This window comes from Moorena producens PAL-8-15-08-1 (assembly GCF_001767235.1).
Lineage (GTDB): Bacteria > Cyanobacteriota > Cyanobacteriia > Cyanobacteriales > Coleofasciculaceae > Moorena > Moorena producens_A.
In genome coordinates, this window is sequence record NZ_CP017599.1 from 6,873,824 (window position 1) to 6,890,918 (window position 17,095).

The 17,095-nt window shown below is 42.5% G+C and carries 13 protein-coding genes; 7 read left to right on the top strand and 6 right to left on the bottom strand.

Annotation, left to right across the window (positions count from 1 at the left end; translation table 11 throughout):
- Positions 1-520: 520 nt before the first annotated feature.
- Positions 521-886, bottom strand: a complete 366-nt coding sequence (locus BJP34_RS25140; protein WP_070394707.1) for a hypothetical protein — start codon at positions 884-886, stop codon at positions 521-523.
- A 1,115-nt stretch (positions 887-2,001) separates the two neighbouring features.
- On the opposite strand from BJP34_RS25140, the gene BJP34_RS25150 reads away from it, so the two are divergent.
- Positions 2,002-3,141, top strand: a complete 1,140-nt coding sequence (locus BJP34_RS25150) for a hypothetical protein (protein WP_070394709.1) — start codon at positions 2,002-2,004, stop codon at positions 3,139-3,141.
- A 192-nt stretch (positions 3,142-3,333) separates the two neighbouring features.
- Entirely contained in the window at positions 3,334-3,807 is a 474-nt protein-coding gene (locus tag BJP34_RS25155; RefSeq protein WP_070394710.1) for a DUF1822 family protein, read from the top strand.
- Between the two features lie 279 nt (positions 3,808-4,086).
- Here BJP34_RS25155 and BJP34_RS25160 read toward each other — a convergent pair whose 3' ends face one another.
- From BJP34_RS25160 to BJP34_RS40875, 3 genes are read right to left on the bottom strand one after another with little or no spacing between them, the layout of a single operon-like run.
- On the bottom strand, positions 4,087-4,935 hold the full coding sequence (locus BJP34_RS25160) for a transposase (protein WP_229424016.1): 849 nt from the start codon (positions 4,933-4,935) through the stop codon (positions 4,087-4,089).
- Entirely contained in the window at positions 4,935-5,156 is a 222-nt protein-coding gene (locus BJP34_RS47820) for a hypothetical protein (protein ID WP_149031169.1), read from the bottom strand. The genes BJP34_RS25160 and BJP34_RS47820 overlap by 1 nt, the downstream gene beginning before the upstream one ends.
- A gap of 52 nt (positions 5,157-5,208) precedes the next feature.
- Complete coding sequence (locus tag BJP34_RS40875) at positions 5,209-5,496, bottom strand: hypothetical protein (protein WP_149031170.1); 288 nt, start codon at positions 5,494-5,496, stop codon at positions 5,209-5,211.
- Between the two features lie 350 nt (positions 5,497-5,846).
- Here BJP34_RS40875 and BJP34_RS25165 point away from each other — a divergent pair, with 350 nt between their 5' ends.
- The 4 genes from BJP34_RS25165 to BJP34_RS25185 all read left to right on the top strand — a co-directional run bounded on the left by BJP34_RS25165 (position 5,847) and on the right by BJP34_RS25185 (position 13,261).
- A complete protein-coding gene (locus BJP34_RS25165) occupies positions 5,847-6,986 on the top strand; it encodes a hypothetical protein (protein ID WP_070394711.1) in 1,140 nt (379 codons plus the stop codon).
- Between the two features lie 786 nt (positions 6,987-7,772).
- A complete protein-coding gene (locus BJP34_RS25175) occupies positions 7,773-8,864 on the top strand; it encodes a DUF1822 family protein (protein WP_070394713.1) in 1,092 nt (363 codons plus the stop codon).
- An 855-nt stretch (positions 8,865-9,719) separates the two neighbouring features.
- On the top strand, positions 9,720-12,089 hold the full coding sequence (locus tag BJP34_RS25180) for a CHASE2 domain-containing protein (RefSeq protein ID WP_070394714.1): 2,370 nt from the start codon (positions 9,720-9,722) through the stop codon (positions 12,087-12,089).
- A gap of 380 nt (positions 12,090-12,469) precedes the next feature.
- On the top strand, positions 12,470-13,261 hold the full coding sequence (locus BJP34_RS25185) for a DUF928 domain-containing protein (protein ID WP_083305340.1): 792 nt from the start codon (positions 12,470-12,472) through the stop codon (positions 13,259-13,261).
- 462 nt (positions 13,262-13,723) lie between these two features.
- Here BJP34_RS25185 and BJP34_RS25190 read toward each other — a convergent pair whose 3' ends face one another.
- Together BJP34_RS25190 and BJP34_RS49430 are read right to left on the bottom strand one after the other, a co-directional pair.
- Positions 13,724-16,645: a CHAT domain-containing protein gene (locus BJP34_RS25190; protein WP_070394715.1), complete on the bottom strand. Its 2,922-nt coding sequence runs from the start codon at positions 16,643-16,645 to the stop codon at positions 13,724-13,726.
- 9 nt (positions 16,646-16,654) lie between these two features.
- Entirely contained in the window at positions 16,655-16,789 is a 135-nt protein-coding gene (locus BJP34_RS49430; RefSeq protein ID WP_267876372.1) for a hypothetical protein, read from the bottom strand.
- Positions 16,790-16,819: 30 nt separating this feature from the next.
- Between BJP34_RS49430 and BJP34_RS44475 the strand changes: the two genes are divergently transcribed.
- A complete protein-coding gene (locus tag BJP34_RS44475) occupies positions 16,820-16,969 on the top strand; it encodes a hypothetical protein (RefSeq protein ID WP_158517467.1) in 150 nt (49 codons plus the stop codon).
- Positions 16,970-17,095: the final 126 nt, after the last annotated feature.

Below are 17,095 nucleotides of genomic sequence, written 5' to 3' on the forward strand. Positions count from 1 at the left end.
AGATTATTCTCGGTTTTGCCATGAATAGGATTACGCTTTTTTGATTGCCCTCACTTTAGTAATCACTCCCAAAATCCATTTTTTCTACAGTTTGAACTAAAGTTTTTTAACGAATCTGTACAAACTCTAAAATTTTCCTGAAGACGGTTTGGAAATCCCTAGAACTGGGGTTGTAATCCAAGACATGCTATCGGCGTCGATCATGGATTACTTTGTCAGCCAAACTGCAATCAGGAGCAATGGTAAGGGAGAGAAACCGGTCGGGGCAACTGCCCCAACCTCAGCAGTGGTCTGAGAAGTATCATTTGCTACATTCAAGCCCCCGTTGGTCCCCCTTGGGGGACTTTTAGCAATAAATGGATTCTTGTTCCCCCCAGAATTGGGGGGCTAGGGGGGCAAAGTTCAGTATCAAAAAACTTGGGAGATATCCTCTCAGCAGCTGTCAAGGGCATCACTCTACTTCACGGAGATCTTGATACTTGACCTGAGTAAAGTCAGTTTTTGGCTTTTTCGGTTCGATTTAAAAGACTCGGTAAGTCAGAGTATACCCGTTAACCTTGAGGGACTTGACACCCGTTGGAGCTTGACTAAGGTTGACAAAGCCTAAGAGATCGTCATTATAGGCTCCTTGATCTCGGTCCCAAATTGACAGGGTTGTCTTACCAGTGAATTTAACGGTTTTGAAAATCTTTTGAGTAGTATTGACGTTGTCCTTAGCAAAGACAGTTCCTCGTCCCGCCTGGATCACGGGGTCGTTTTGACTGGGCTTGTTGGCAATCAGATATCTCACCTGTAAAGTGGCTCCTCCTTCTACCACCGCCCCTTGTTCGGGAGTTAATTCAGTGAAAAGTTCTTCCGCCGCAGTGATTTTGTCGATAGTTGACATGATTTTTCTCCTTGATTAGAATTTACTTAATTTTCCTGGAAGCCAATGGTTGTTCCAGGTAGAGGGGTAAGCTGCCGACAGTTAACTTGGCTTACCCCTTCTATAGACTTGTCAGGGGAAGCTCAGGAACTTACGCAGCCATTTACAAAAGTTCACATGAAGACCCCAAAAAAAAGGCGATCGCTATCTTTGGCAACCCTCAAAATGTCAGCAGCATCGCCGTTTTGTTGATAGTGTTCGAGCAGGATTGAGGATCTCATCGAACACAAGAAATGGTAGAGCCAAAAAAGGGGTCAGGGGAAAAAGTCCCCTGACCCGATAGTATGTTGACCTTGTGCCGGTAGGTCTACCCTATGGGAAAGAGATCGATATCGTATGGATAAGGAGTCCTTCGGTCGAGTTGAAACGCATATTTACGTCCATTGGACAAATTGTATTTTCGCCGTTGGACCCCTGGTCGGCCGAAATCATAGTCAAAGGTAATCTTTCCTCCTTTCCTAGTAGTCCATGTTACATCCACACCAGCGTAGGGGTAGGATGTTTGTTTGCCATCAACACTGTAAGGTATACGGAGATGAGTTTGGTTAGAAACGGTAAATTTCTCGCGTTTTCCCAGCACGAATATGGATAAAAAGCCTCCTCCGCTAACTGTTTCAGCATCGGTCTGATTTAAATCCACAAACAGATCTTGATTAGCCGCAATATTTTACATGGTTTTTATCCTGGATTTAACTTGAATTAAGTTGACGGGAATTACATCTTTTTTCCAGTTATGGGGGTAAGCAAATCAGCAGTAATTCAACCCTATTACACAGCACATTATTATCGGTTTTGCCATTAAGAGTATTACGCTTTTTTGATTGCCCTCACTTTATTAATCACTCCGAAAATCCAATTTTTCTACAACAGAGTATAAAGTTTTGTAAAAAAAATAGTTTTATATATTCTAATGAAGTACATTATTTTTTTTAAAAAATCAGCATTTTAGCTTTTTTTGCTTTACTTATGTACCTCACTATACAAATAAAAAACACGTATAAAGTTTTGTAACGAATTGCAGAAAACTTGGAAATTACCCTAATAACTAATTAGACAAGAATTCTTAATCGGTGGTCATGAACAAGCAAATTCAACATCTGGTGCTTCAAATACAACATTATACTCCGGAAAATCAACAACGAAACCAGGCTTTGGCAGAACTAGTTGAGCAAATTTTGCGTACCCGTAAAGTGTGTCGCCCATGTCCAGGTCAGCCTTTATCTGGCATCTATCTAGAGATCTATCAGACCGTACAGCAGCAGCTCAACCATGAACTTGAGGATGATCTTGACAGCCCATATCTACGAATAACTTCTGATCAGGAGTGGGCCTCTTGGCGGGATAGTGTTTTTAAGAAGGTACTCGACGAGGGTCGTCTTCAGGAGCTAGCCCTAGAAGCACAACGGCACCAACCCCATACCCCAGAGCGATTTTATGCCTTAAAGGAATTGCTCAATGCCCTTAAGCTTTCCGGTAAGCTTTGCCATCGAGGCAAATTTTCCCGTGAGGTCTATGATGATGCTGTGAATCGGACATTGTATTATGTCTATCAAAACCTCAATCACTACAATCGAGAAAAAGGAAAATTTATAGCCTGGGTCAATTATCGCCTCGATAAGATGTTAAAAAAGGCTAAACAAGACCTGAGTGACCCATTTATCCAAGCTCAATCTGGCAAAATTGTCAGAATTAAATATCAGTTGAGCGCTCTGATTAAAAGCACCAAACTAGATCATGTGATTGTTTGGATAACACTAACCATCAAAAGCCGGATTACAGACAAGACCCAGGCCAGTAATATTACTAAAATTCTGATAGTATTATTTCTGTTATGCCAGTTAATCCTAAAAGACCGGAAAAAAGGAAATTCATTAGTGTTTGAGATGGCTAAAGCCTCTCTCCCTTTTTCCTCACACTTGTCTGAGAACACTGGGGAATCGCTTACCCTAGAGACTGTGGCACAACCGCAAACAGAACTGACGTTGTATGACCAGGTCAGATCCTATTTTAAAGAAGACCCAGAAAAGCTCTTGCAGAAACATATAAAAAACCATCCTGAAGCTACCTTGCAAGTGATAGGGTTAGCCTACCTCGACGGACAAAAATGGAAAGAGATATCGGATTGTTTAGGAATTAAAATTTCATCCCTTAATAACTTCTTTCAACGTAATCTTAGGAAATTAGCCCCTGAAATCAAGAGATATATAGAAGACTAAATGAGCTAAAAGTGATCTAAAAAAAATCGCTGCTTAATCTTATCCATACATAAACCTACATCAACTGTAGGGGTTAAATTAAATTATTACTATCTATATTCTACTACCCATAGAGTTGATAATTGATTGATAAGGCTAAACTAGAGAGATTGCTCAGCCACACCAGCCTGTAAAATTATACTCATACTAATTATGGTCACACTACCAGAACCAGCCCATCAGCTAGCAGAAAAGCGTTGCCAACAGCAATCTAATCTGGAAAAAGCCGAACAGGTTTATCTCAATACCTTGGCGGTGTATGCAGTTAATGATTATTTACAGGGTCTAGAATTTGAAACTGATTTATACTCTAGTGATAGCCATAATTCGATCATGCATACATTCCTAGATGTGGCTGATTTAGTGGTTAAAAATTATGGCAAGCTCGAATGTAAACCAGTCTCACCAGATGCCGAGTTTGTTTACGTCCCAGAAGAAGTTTGGCAAGACAGAATTGGTTATATAGCGGTGCAACTGAATGACTCCTTGACAGAAGCAAAACTGCTGGGATTTGTGGAAAATGTTACAACTAATGAGTTACCGTTAAGGCAGTTGCAGCCGATGGCATATTTTCCAGAATACCTTCAGGATTTACCCAGAAAATCCACCGATAGTCGAGAGGTTTAATGTTGAAGGTTTTCTGTCAGAATGCAGAATGTAGAATTAAGAATGTAGAATTAAGAATGTAGAAGGCAGAAGGCAGAAGGCAGAAGGCAGAAGGCAGAAGGCAGAAGGCAGAAGGCAGAAGGCAGAATTCCAAATTCCAAATTCTAAATTCTAAATTCTAAATTATACATTCTAAAAGGTTGAAGGTTGTTTAGTAGACCTCTCCAAAAACTTGAAAGTATCTCAGTAACTGCTTTTCAGCCCTCAAATTGACCAAGTCAATTTTACGTTGAATTAACGCTATAATAGGCTTGACGAAGCTATTGATGTTAATTTAGCACCAAAACTATGAGCAGATAAAACTTCAATTGTTTCAGCACTTTCAGAGGCTTTTGTTACTTGTAATACTAAGGCTCCTGTTCTCAATCTTACTAAACCGCATATTGTCAAAATCACCTCAGAATATTTACTAGAATTTAGGCGAAACCTTTCTCCTGCTATTTTAAAAATTTTCACCAATCTAATTCCGTGTTCTACAAATATTCTGTTTGAAGATAATAGCTTGTTATATTTCTTTTGCTGTGAGGTTAATTCACCATTTTTTGGTTTTTTATGGGGAGTTTTTATTTGTTCTTCTCCCACATAAGCTTTGTCTCCACTCAGTCGTTGTTTATCATCAAATTTTTTTAAACTTTCCCGACAAATATTTATATCACTTTTGGGGCCAGGTTTGCCCACGACTACGTCCACAATATCTTCCCCTTTTGGCAACACAATAAATGGGTTTTTAAATGTATGACTTTTCTTCTTCCCAGAATAGAATTTTTTTTGATGATGATAATTTGTTCGCGTAGCGTGGCCTACGGCCAAAGGTCTTTCCCTGACTTGTTCAGCGCTATCTACTATTAACTCATACTCAGTCAAAGCTTCCCGAATTATCTCCGACTCTTCTTCGCACTTTTTTACTTGTTCTAATAAAGAAGCTGGTAGAGCTTCCCTGAAAAGAGATTGCCAGTAGTTAAAAGTAGAGTTTGCTGTAGATTCACTCACCTGAAACTGTAGTCCTAGAAGTTGAAAGTTTATGTGATGTCGTAAGTAAATTAGCGATGCAGCAAGGGAACAGGGGGTTTCCCCCATGAGCGACTGCATCAAGACAACGTCAAAACTATTTGGTCTTCAAGTGATAATTTTTGTGAAGCACCTCCCCCAGGCTTAATTAGCCGGACTTTTTGATTTTGATTTTTTTCTTGATGTTGACGATGTAATAACTTAGCTTGTTCTATCAGTTGAGAGAGTTGTTCATGATTTATCCCTAGCAATCGTTTGGTTTGTTTAGGATTTTTCTGGATATAATTCCAAGTATAACTCATGGATAATATTACTAAAATTAATCTGTTATTATCCTCTTATTTTACCATAAATTTATTTGTTGGAGAGGTCTAGTGCGTAGGGTGCGTTAGGGGCGGAAAGCCTCGGATTTTTCGCCTCGTAGCCAGTGTTGGGATAGTCCGCCCCGTAACGCACCACCAAAAGGCTCACCCTCATTTTCTGTGGTTGCTGAATCAAGGAATGAATATCAGTGGTGTCGGCATCCTGCCTGCGCACAAATGAAACGGGCAAGATGCCGATTCCACAGCCAGATGCCGATTCCACAGCCAGATGCCGATTCCACAGCCAGATGCCGATTCCACAGCCAGATGCCGATTCCACAGCCAGATGCCGATTCCACAGGTGCGACCCGTGGCGAATTTAATAATTAGATGCGGAAAGCGCACCTAAAAACTCTTTCATTTCATTATTAAGCAACGCCAATCGGGTTGCTAGCCACTGCTCAGCCTAGGATTAATCACTTGGGATCTCCGGATCTAAATTGTCCCAAACGATTGATGTTTGGTCGGCAGTGCATCGGACAGATTCACTAAGCTTGCCCATCGGGTTGCTTGGCACTGCCCACCCTACGATTCTATAATTCTGGCAAAAAATAAAGTTTTGTAAATTAACCCATAAAAATGTGAGCTCAGCTAGATAAGTAAGCAGGTCAGTCTTTCTAATTGATAGCGATGAAAGATCAAATTAGGCAGCTGGTATGCCAAGTGCAAAGCTATCCACGGGATACTCAAGAGCGGCAGCAAGCTTTAGGAACACTGGTTAAGCAAATTTTGCGATCGCGTAAAATTTGCCGCCCATCCAAAGGTCAACCTCTATCTGGTATTTATCGAGATATTTTGGAGGCAGTGCAGAAACAGCTAACCCAGGATCTAGAGCAGACTATTGATAGGTATAGCCCACAATTTATTTCTGACAGAGAGTGGACATCTTGGCGAGATATGGCCTTTAAAAAGGTAATAGATAACTATCGCCTTGAACAACTCGCCCTAGAAGCGCAAGGACAAAAAACTCATACTAAAGAACGACTGTATGCTTTAACAGAATTAATCAATGCTTTGCAAATTTCCGGCAAACTGTACCATCCCCCTGGCTTTTCTATTGATGTTTATCAAGATGCAGTAATTAGAACCTTAGGGTTTGTATTTCAAAACATCAATGTCTACAATCCTGACAAGGGCAAATTTATGAAGTGGGTTAATTTTCGTCTTTATGTGATGTTACAAGAAGTCCGCAAAGAACTTAACGAACCCTTTCTACAATCTCAATACAACAAAGTTTTTAGAACTCAATCGGATTTGAAACGTCTGATTAAAAAAACAAAACTTGATACGGTTTTGCTTTGGTTTCAGCTAATACTTAAAGGGAGAATTACAGTAATAGATCAGGGATGGCAAGTTTTTTATATCCTGATTGTCTTATTAAACTTATCCCAGTTACTAACCAAAAAACCAATTTATGTCAATACATTATTGTTCGAGATGGCTCAAGCATCTCTCCCTTTATCATCAACGTTATCTGGACTAAATAAAAAATTAATTACTATCGAAAATATCCCACAATCGGAAATAGATCTTCCCTTGTCTGAAAAAGTAAGACAATACATTTATGAAGACCCTGATCGGCTATTTCAAAAGCATATTAGAAACCATCCTGAAGCAACGTTTCAAACTATCGCTTTAGCCTATATAGACGGTAAAAAATGGAAAGAAATATCTAAACTATTCGGAATTAGTGTTCCTACACTAAGTCATTTCTACCAACGTTGTCTTAAGGAAGTCGCTCCTAAGATCAAAAAGTATATACAGGAGTAGTTGGCATAAAATAATTATAAGATCAAGAGAAGTCACCCAACTTCTACTAGTTTAAAATATACTAGGGTGTTTGCAAAGATGTGATTGATTTAACTTCGACATTCAGCTAAATGGGCTCAGGGTGCTTAATACCGTTTCAGGGATGTTAAAAATTAAAAGGCGCTGGGAACAGCGGATCTGGGAACAGGGAACAGGGAACAGGGAACAGGGAATTAAAAAGCTTTTTAGTAAGCATATGCGCTACTTGAGGTGCGTGCGCGTTCAGCCGTCAGCCGTCAGCCGTGAGCTAAAGGCTCACGCGTGCGCGTTCAGCTTTTTGGCACAGGCTTCTACGCTGGGACTTCACTAAGATTAAACCAATGCTTACTTGTTGTCTTGATGCAGCGCGGTCATGGGGGAAACCCCCTGTTCCCTTGCTGCATCGCTTATTCAAAAGCTGAGAGCTGATAGCTGAGAGCTGATAGCTGAGAGCTGATAGCTGATAGCTGATAGCTGAATACTTACGCTTTTTACATAGCGCTGCATCGCTTTTTTTAAGTATTTTTAAATCAAGTTAATTTTTACCTATCAAAGAAAAAAAGGATAGGAATTTATGTTACAGTATTGGTAGGCTGATTTTAGAAAATTGGTATAATACCAGAGCATCCCAAAGTAACATTTATTAATCAAAACAAACTCAAGACTATTTTGTTCAGAAATATTATTCACCTAGGACTTAGGATGACTAGCTAGATTATGCTCCTACGTTAGGGAATACTATGATTGGACTCAGCACAGGATGTAATCATGACGTCTACCATTAAGTCGTACATTAAACCCTTAACCTTTAAAGTTCCGCTAGCTTTAGCAGCACATCGCAGAGCAAAGGAATTTCAACAGCACCAAGCTAATCTGACTAAAGCCAAACAGGTTTATTTCAATACTCTGGCAGTGTATGCAGTTAACTTTTACTTGCGGTGTATGGGATTTGAGACAAACTTAGAGGAAAGCGACAGTTGGAACCCAGTGATGCAAACCCTGATGGATGTTGCGGATCTGAGTGTGAAAAATCATGGTAAGTTGGAGTGTAGACTTGTTTTACCTGAGGCTAAGTGTGTCAAAGTTCCAGCAGCAGTCTGGCAGGAACGAATTGGTTATGTGGCGGTGGAGCTTGATCAAGCATTGGAGGAGGCAACTCTGGTAGGATTTGCTGATACAGTGCTCACAGAAGAATTACCCCTCAACCAATTGCGAACCCTGAAAGAGTTACCGCCACACATTAGAGAGTATCGGCAATCTCCCCTATCCCAGGCAGGGGCAAAGCAGTGGAGCCATAGTCATGGTTTCAAACCCAAGGTCTTGTGTACCGATGCTTCACCGTCCAACACTATGCAAACACACCCTACCCAACAACAGCAACCACAAAACCAGACACCAGTAGTGCGATTAAGGCAGTGGTTAGAGAATAGTTTTGAGGCAGATTGGAAGACAGTGGAAACTATCTTACCGCCAGCACCGGAGCCAATGCTTGATTTCAGAAGTTTCCCCTTTGATCAACCTAGTAAAGGATTGCATACTACCGTGGGAGTAAAACGAGGTAAGCTACTCGGTTCGGAAATTGCCTGGGGTGCCGAGAAGGTGGCTTTATTTGTGGAGCTACATCCAACGGATTCACCCAAAATGAATATATTCATTGAACTCTTTCCTCCTGGTGGTGCAGACCGTCTTCCCAAGAATCTACAGATTATGGTGCTGGATCACGAGGGAATTGCGGTGATTCAAACCCAAGCCAGAGAGACGGAAAATATTAAGTTGCAAGTAAGTGGTGAACCGGGAGAACATTTTAGCATTAAGTTAGTTTTGAATGATGTTAGTTTTACAGAAAATTTCTTAATCTGACCTTAGGGGGGATTGTGCTACCAATATGCTTCTTAAACAAGCGCCTTGTTTTAATCAGATTATTAATTAGATATCTAGCCTTTATCAAATAGGTGAGGTACATTTTTGGGAGTAGGGAGTAGGGAGTAGGGAGTAGGGAGTAGGGAGTGATCCATGGGAAAATTGAATGTACCTCATTAATATGATAACCACTACCCTCGTATTATAAGTGTTGTGAAATAGTTCATCCCAAATCCGGGATAACCCTTTTTTAATTTAGCCCACGCAGGTGGATTTGGCTCCTATAGTCGCGACGTTGAGGGGGTGACAACAAGACTAAAAACTAGACAGGGTATGGGGTGTGGGGTGTGGGGGGTGGGGAAAATAGAAGCGATGCAGCGCCTTCATGTGGGGGTTTCCCCCACTCGCGCTTTGCATGGCTGACAGCGATGCAGCGCGGTCTTGGGGGTTTCCCCCATGAGCGACTGCATCAAGACAGCGAATTTGGAGTGAGCCGGTGCGATAACAATCGCTCCGAAACCTGATTTAACCGTCTCGTCGCAACGTAGCCAGCTCCTGATCTTCCCCTACACCCATCACCCCACACCCGGTCACCCTGTAAAGCTTTTAAGGCTGTTTGTCACCCCGTCAGGTCGCGACGTCTAGTCGTCAGGGATAACGCTTATAACAGGGGATTTGGTATGATTATAGAAAAGCCCGAGTAACCAGGGCTGGTTTTTTATTGAGAAACTGACTCAGGGAAAGCATCGTCTATAAATCAATCCCTATTGCATAAAATTTATTAAGAAGTAACGGGTAATGGGGAAGATTGTTATCGATTACTAATACTTAATACCTAATAACTAATTACCAAATATGGGAAAGTTAGTTGTCCTGAGTCTAGATTGTGATTCCCAGCAGCAGGGGTTTCAGGTACGCTTAGAAATTGGGGAAGAAGGGTCACGGCCAACACTCGAAATGACAGGTTACTTGCCTGCAGCTTCAGAACTGACTACTTACTTACAATACCATTGGCTCCAAAAATATCGGAGCCTAGGTTCACCCGCAAGAATCCAGCCCGGAAAAGTTATCTATGGTGGTTCCATTAGCCAACGGCTCAAGGAATGTCGGGATTCAGCGAAAGAATTAGGTAATAGACTCAAACGATGGCTCGATTCTGAACAGTTTCGTCCTATTGATAAGCGATTACGGGAAGAGTTAAACCCAGAAGAAGCGATTCGGGTACTGATTCGCACGGAAAATACCCAGTTACAAAAGCTGCCTTGGCATCTGTGGGATTTTTTTGAGCGTTACCCCAATGCTGAAGTTGCTCTGAGTGGAACACAGTTTAAACGACCCGATAAACTTCCTGTATCTACCGGGAAATCTAACGTTAGAATTTTATCAATTTTAGGTCATAGTGCTGGTATTAATATTAAGGCAGATCGACAACTACTGGAGAAGTTACCTCATGTAAGAACAGTCTTTTTGGTGGAGCCCAAACATCACGAAATCAATGACCAGTTATGGGATCAACCTTGGGATATTATCTTTTTCGCAGGACATAGTGAGACAGAGGGGGAAACCGGTCGAATTTATATTAATCCCATCGATAGCTTAACCATTGATGAGCTGCGCTATGCCTTCCAAAAAGCCGTGGCACAGGGCTTAAAACTGGCAATTTTCAATTCTTGTGATGGGTTGGGATTGGCAAGGCAACTCCATGATTTGCAAATTCCCCAAATGATTATAATGCGGGAGTTGGTGCCAGATCAGGTCGCTCAAAACTTTTTGAAGTATTTTTTGAAGGGGTTTGCTAATGGTAAGTCTTTATATCTGGCAGCCCGGGAAGCACGGGAGCAATTGCAGGGGTTGGAGCGTCAGTTTCCCTGCGCCAGTTGGTTGCCAGTAATTTACCAGAATCTAGGACAAGAACCCCCAGCTTGGGCAGATTTGTGCCAAGAGTCAGAAATACCATCGCAAATACCATCAGAAATACCATCAGAAATACCATCAGAAATACCATCAGAAATACCATCAGAAATACCATCGGTCTCAGGGAAACCCAAGAGGCGTAGTGTCCAGACAGTGCTGATATCTAGCATAGTAGTGACTAGCTTGGTAATGGTAGTGCGATCGCTTGGCCTATTCCAGCCCTGGGAACTGCAAGGGTTTGACCAGTTGATGCGGCTGCGACCCAATGAAGGACCCGATCCACGACTGTTATTAGTGACAATCACTGAAGAAGATGTGCAGTCCCAACCTAAGGAAGAAAGAAGAGCCGCCTCCTTATCCGATCGTTCCTTAGCAAAACTGCTGGCAAAGCTGGAGCAGTATCAACCGAGAGCTATTGGTTTGGATATTTATCGGGAGAATCCTGTGGGAGGGGAATACCAGGATTTAGCGACTCGGATGCAAACTAGTGATCACTTTTTTGCCATCTGCCAATACGGAGACCCAGGAGTTTCCCCACCTCCAGAAGTCCCAGAGGTTCGCCAAGGCTTTAATAATGTTTTACTCGACCCCGATCGCATTATCCGTCGCCATCTGTTGGCTGTAGGGTCACCATCTCCTTGTCAGAGCTACTACTCATTTAATGTCCAGTTGGCAACACGTTATCTGGCTGATCTAGGAATCCAGTTGGAGGTGACAGAAAATTACTTAAAGCTTGGCACTACAGTTTTTAAGACCCTAGAAAAGGATTCTGGTGGATATCACAATCTAGACTCTCGTGGTCAGCAACTATTACTGAATTATCGAGCTTCCGGTCAAATTGCTGAGACCGTTTCCCTTGCAGAGGTTCTCACGGATCAGTTCAATCCTGACTTAGTCAGGAATCGCATTGTGATCATCGGTACCATTGCGCCTAGTTTTAATGATAATTTTTGGCGCACACCCTACAGTGGTGGTCAGTGGTCTGTTGAGACCATGAGTGGGATAGAAATTCAGGCACAGATGATCAGTCACATCCTCAGTGCAGTGCTGGATAACCGACCGTTGATTTGGTGGTGGTCTGAGCCTGGTGAAGCGCTCTGGATTTGGTGCTGGGCTGTGCTCGGGGGTACGGTTGCTGGAAACTTTAACGTGCTGCGTTCCGTCGTGTTGGGTACTGGAACTGCTTTGGTTGTTTTATATGGAAGTTGCTCGGTTTTGCTGATAGTAACAGGTGGTTGGGTGCCATTAATTCCCGCTACTATAGCATTGGTGGCTACTAGTGTAGTCGTTTACTGTCGTTTACAAAAGTGATCATAGTCATTGACTCGTCATTAGTCATTACTCCTTAGTCTTTTGTGATCTACATTAAGAAGTCTCTTAATAGTTACAAATTACCAATGAATAATGATAGCAAATTACCTTTGATAACCCTCCCTTTAGCCGCAAATTATTATAGTGCTTGATGCTATAATAAACTGGGCTAATTATCATAAAAAATTTTGTCGGCACATACTGAAAAAAAATGAGGTTTTTAACCCTAATTTTGTAGGGCTAATTCCTAATTAATAATCACAACAATTAACCTGATTTTATCTGGAAATAGTGGTGATATACAGGGGTGTTAATCTGAATCAATCAATTCGATGTATCAGGGAAACATCTGTCGATGTTGATCTGAATTTTGAGTTATCATGTTAACTAAATTATTTCGGCTTAAATACCTATTTGCCTCTAATTTAGTCTTTGTTGGCTGGATCAGCTGTTTCTTGGTCTCCCGAGTAGAGGCTGATCAATCCATCAGTCTTGGGCAAATACCACAAGTACCAATTTACTTTATCAATCCCAAACCCCCAGACAATGGTACTCCTTCTGCTCCCCACGGTACTGGAACCCGTGGTGATTGCCTATACAAGGCAGAGCTTCCACTACTGACTCCTTTAGTAGGTGGTTATAATTTGGATTTAACGGTTAGTGATTATCCAACCTTTTGGATATATATACCTTACACCTCAGAGGATGCACCGTCGGGAGAATTTTCCTTGCAGGATGAGGATGGGGAAAACGATCTTTACCGAAAATCTTTCAAACTACCAGACCAGCCAGGCATTGTTAGTATTACGCTTCCTAAGACAGAAAATCCCTTGGAAGTTGGTCAAACCTATCGTTGGAATCTAGAGATCAATTGCCCTTCTACAGAATTATCCAATCAATTCCCAACTCCAGCGTCTGTGACAGGACTAGTTCGCCGAGTTGCCCAGTCTCCAGACCTAGAAAGGGAGTTAAATGGGGCTAACACTCCTCTAGAGAGAATTGCAGCTTATGGCAAGCATCACATATGGTATGATACCCTAACTGAGCTAGCTGAATTACGGCTGCAAGATCCACAAAATATGAATCTTGAAACTGCTTGGATTAAGCTATTGACTGATCAAAGTTTCGTAGAAACAATTTCTAAAACAAACATTTTGGGTAACCTTCAGTAAACTATAAGCTAAAACGCATTTAAAATGGGGCAAAAGGCAAAAGGCAAAAGGCAAAAGGCAAAAGGGTAGTGGATTCTATCTTTTTTAGTGAATTTCAATAATATACAGTTTAAATGCATAACAGCTTAGCGGTGCTCGTTAAGGAATAGGGAAAGAGAGGTAAGTGTGGTAAGTATTTTAAGTGTGGTAAGTATTTTAAGCGTTGTAAGTGTGGTAAGTGTGGTAGATGAAATTGATGTGTAGCCGTAATTTCCAGAATTGGTATTAAACCTCCAACGTTAAACCTTCAACATCTAACCTCTAACCTTCAACTTTAAAACTTTAACCTCCAACATTCAACCGGCAACATTCAACCTCCAACATTCAACATTCAACCGGCAACATTCAACCGGCAACATTCAACATTCAACCGGCAACATTCAACATTCAACCTCTCAACCTTTAACTGAAACAGACTGGAATTTACAGCCAATTTCCAACCAAAATAAACGGTGCCCAAATATGAGGACGATGGTAGTCTGTGCTGGGATATTTCTTCTTCAGAAACGCTAATTGAGCATTTCGCAGGGCTTCGGCTTTAGTCAACTGTGGATTATTTAACTGTTGGTAGAACTGATTCATAAATTCGGCTGTAGAGGCATCATTAACTTGCCACAAGGTGGCTAGGGTACTGCGTGCTCCTGCTCTAATGGCTATTCCAGCTAGTCCTAAAGCGGCTCGTTTGTCCCCAGTAGCAGTCTGACAAGCACTCAGTAACAACAGTTCAATGGGGGTGGTGCCACTGGGGTCACTCATCCGTAGTAAGTTATCTAAATCCTTGACTTTGATGCGCTCATCCCAGTCTAGGATAAATGTTTGCTCTGGATTGGAACTGAACTGACCGTGAGTAGCAATATGAACAACATTGAAAGAGGCTGCGGTTAGTTGATTTTGCAGGTTTTCTTTGATAAATTCCTGATTTTCCAGTTTCTGACTACGGTTTACCTGTTCCCCAATTTTTGTTAACTCGAATGCTACGTTATCGATTGGTCCTAAACCTTCTTTTTTAAAGCTGGGAGCGTTAGTAGCTCCAGCAATTAGGGCTCTGAGCTGTTGCCGTGGCAATGGTTTGGGGTCCACTAGCTGTAAGCCAGGGGTCACAGCTACAGCATACCGTTCTATTAAATACTGTTTGCCATCATAAAGGGCTGCTACAGGAACATTTCGTAATGACCCATCTAGGACAAATACTAGGTTTTTTATTGGGCTTTGGTCTGCCTCACGGTGACTGTCTAGTTCTTCTTCAAAGGGTCTGATTAGCCAGTCATAAATTTGTTGGGATTCTTTTTTGACTTTGCTAATACTAGTGCTACGTCTTCTTAGGACATTCCTAAAGTTTTTGACCGCTTTGTCTACTTGAGCTTCTGATATGTTACTATGGATATAGTAACGCAATTTATCTGGTTCAGGCAATTTGAGAATTACCGCTAAGCCGTCTTTTAAGATAATCGGGTAAATGACGGCTGCTGTGGGGTCTAAATTGTCAATGTTAACCTTTTCTGGTTTGGCGCAGGCGTCTCGAAAGAAGTTGTCGATTTCAGCAAGCTGGAGTGCTTCAATAGCATCACGGGCTTGTTTGAGATTATCGTTACTTGGTTGAGGAGAACGCAATAGTAAATCAACTAACTGTCGATAAACCGGTTCTACTTGTTCTCGGAAGGAAAACTGGATGTCAGGATTGAGAGTAACTAAATCACTGCGTAAATTCGTTAAGGTATTAGAGGCTTGGGTATAATAAGCGATCGCGGAGCGTGACCAAAGGTCAATCGCATCCTGGATCAGGTCGTTTACTGCTTCGGTATTACCATGTGTGGTGGTAGTGGCTTGTTCGGCTTGAGCGTTCAGTATACGTCCCATTTGCCACTGCCACTGATAAGCAATATCCGCTGCATTAATCCCTTGGGCAATCACAAGTGCTGACTTGGTAAAGGTTATGGCATTTGACCAATCGTTGGTTTGTTCAAAGCAGTTACCGAGGGTGCCCAGGGCATAGGATTCTGCTCGTTTGTCTTCTAGGGTTTGAGCTTGCTCAATGGCTGTGTTGAGTTGTTGAGCAATGTCTTGGGAATTGGTTATTGGTGTGGGAATTGGTTTGGTAATTTGCGTTCGCGTAGCGTGACCATTCGCGTAGCGTGGCCTTTTGGCCAAGCTCAATCCCGTAGCGGCTCTTTCAGAGCATCGCAATTCTCCATTTCTTATCGTGATCAGACTTTGAGCGAAATTTACGTGGGCATAAACTGATGCTCTACTGGATGGTAATTTAGTTAGTAATGTCTGGATTTGTGGCAATAAGGCTTGAGCAGATTTCTCCTGGTCTGTCTCGATCAATAAACTTAGCTGATTCAATTGTGCTTGAATTTGGGTGATTGGTGAGGTGGTGGTTGCTGCTGCTTGTTGATAGTGAGTTATAGCGTCTTGGATATACTGCTGGAATGCTTTGTTATTATTCGATTCTTTTGCTCTTGTGGCTAAGGCTCGCTCAGTATTACCTAAACTCAGCCACCCTTGACTCTCGGATTGGGAAGATTGTATTCGTTGTGCGACTGTCCAACTTTCGGTTAAGGTCTGTTTAGATTCCTCTAAATCCCCTGCTTGTCGAAACACATTACCAAGATTGTGTAAGCCAATCGCTTTTAGAGGAGAATCCGGTTGTGCCAGCAGGGTTTGTCTTACCTGAGTTAGTAGCTTCTTGGCTCGACGGTAAAGTCCCAAAGACTGCATCGCTTGGGCTTGATTAATCTGGCTACCAAGTACACCAACCCGATCATTGGCTTTAGCATACAGTGCTTCAGCATTTTGCCAGGTGTTCAGAGCAGCTTCAGCATTTCCCTGTACCAATTGCAAACGCCCTTGAGTGTTCAACACTTGAGCCAATACTCGTTCACTCCCCCTAGATAGGGTTTCTAGCAACGACAAACTGGAGTCAATGGCTGCTTGGGCTTTATCCAATTCCCCGAGTTGCTGAGTCACTAAGGACAGCAAACGCAGAGCTTGGGCTTGGTTGAGTATATCTCCTGTGGCTTGATAAGCTTGTGCCGCTTGCTGCAATACTCGTGCAGCATCAGAATACTGTCCAGCATCGTAGTATTGTTTGCCTGCTTCTAAGAGCAAGTAGTGTTTCGTGGGTTCTGCTTCCTGTTGCGTCCTGCTTACTGTTAGGTTCTGCTTGGTGTTGCTGAGGGTTGAGTTTTGATGGCTAATGGCTGAGTGCTGATGGCTGAGTGCTGATGGCTGAGTGCTAATGGCTGAGTGCTGATGGCCAGCAGAGAAGGGTAGTGCGTGTATACCACGGCTTAAGATTAGCCCCAACAAGGTCATCACAATAAACTGAATCAGGCGCTTCATTTATCTGAGTTATCTATAGCGCTGCGCGCAGGGAACAGGGAACAGGGAACAGGGAACAGGGAACAGGGAACAGGGAACAGGGAAAAGCGATCGCACAGCTTCCCCCTTGTTAAGGGGGACGGGAGGGGGATCTATCCTCCTCACAGGGGTAGGTTTTTTACATTTGGGTAAAACATGGGACGACCGAGAGGGAGAGGAAAAGGAAAACAACGAAGAAGCGATGCAGCTTCGGAACAGGGGGTTTCCCCCGGAGACAAAACCTTAGACAGTGGAGCCTTTATGGTTGGTAGGCTATGCAGAAAAGGGGGAAAACTTATTGATTAGCGTGATTTGCGCGGTCTTGGGAAGGCAGCGCGGTCTTGGGGGTTCCCCCCATGAGCGACTGCCGTGGTTTCCCCCATGAGCGACTGCATCAAGACAAGGCTCCACTGTCTTACGGTAAATTCAAAC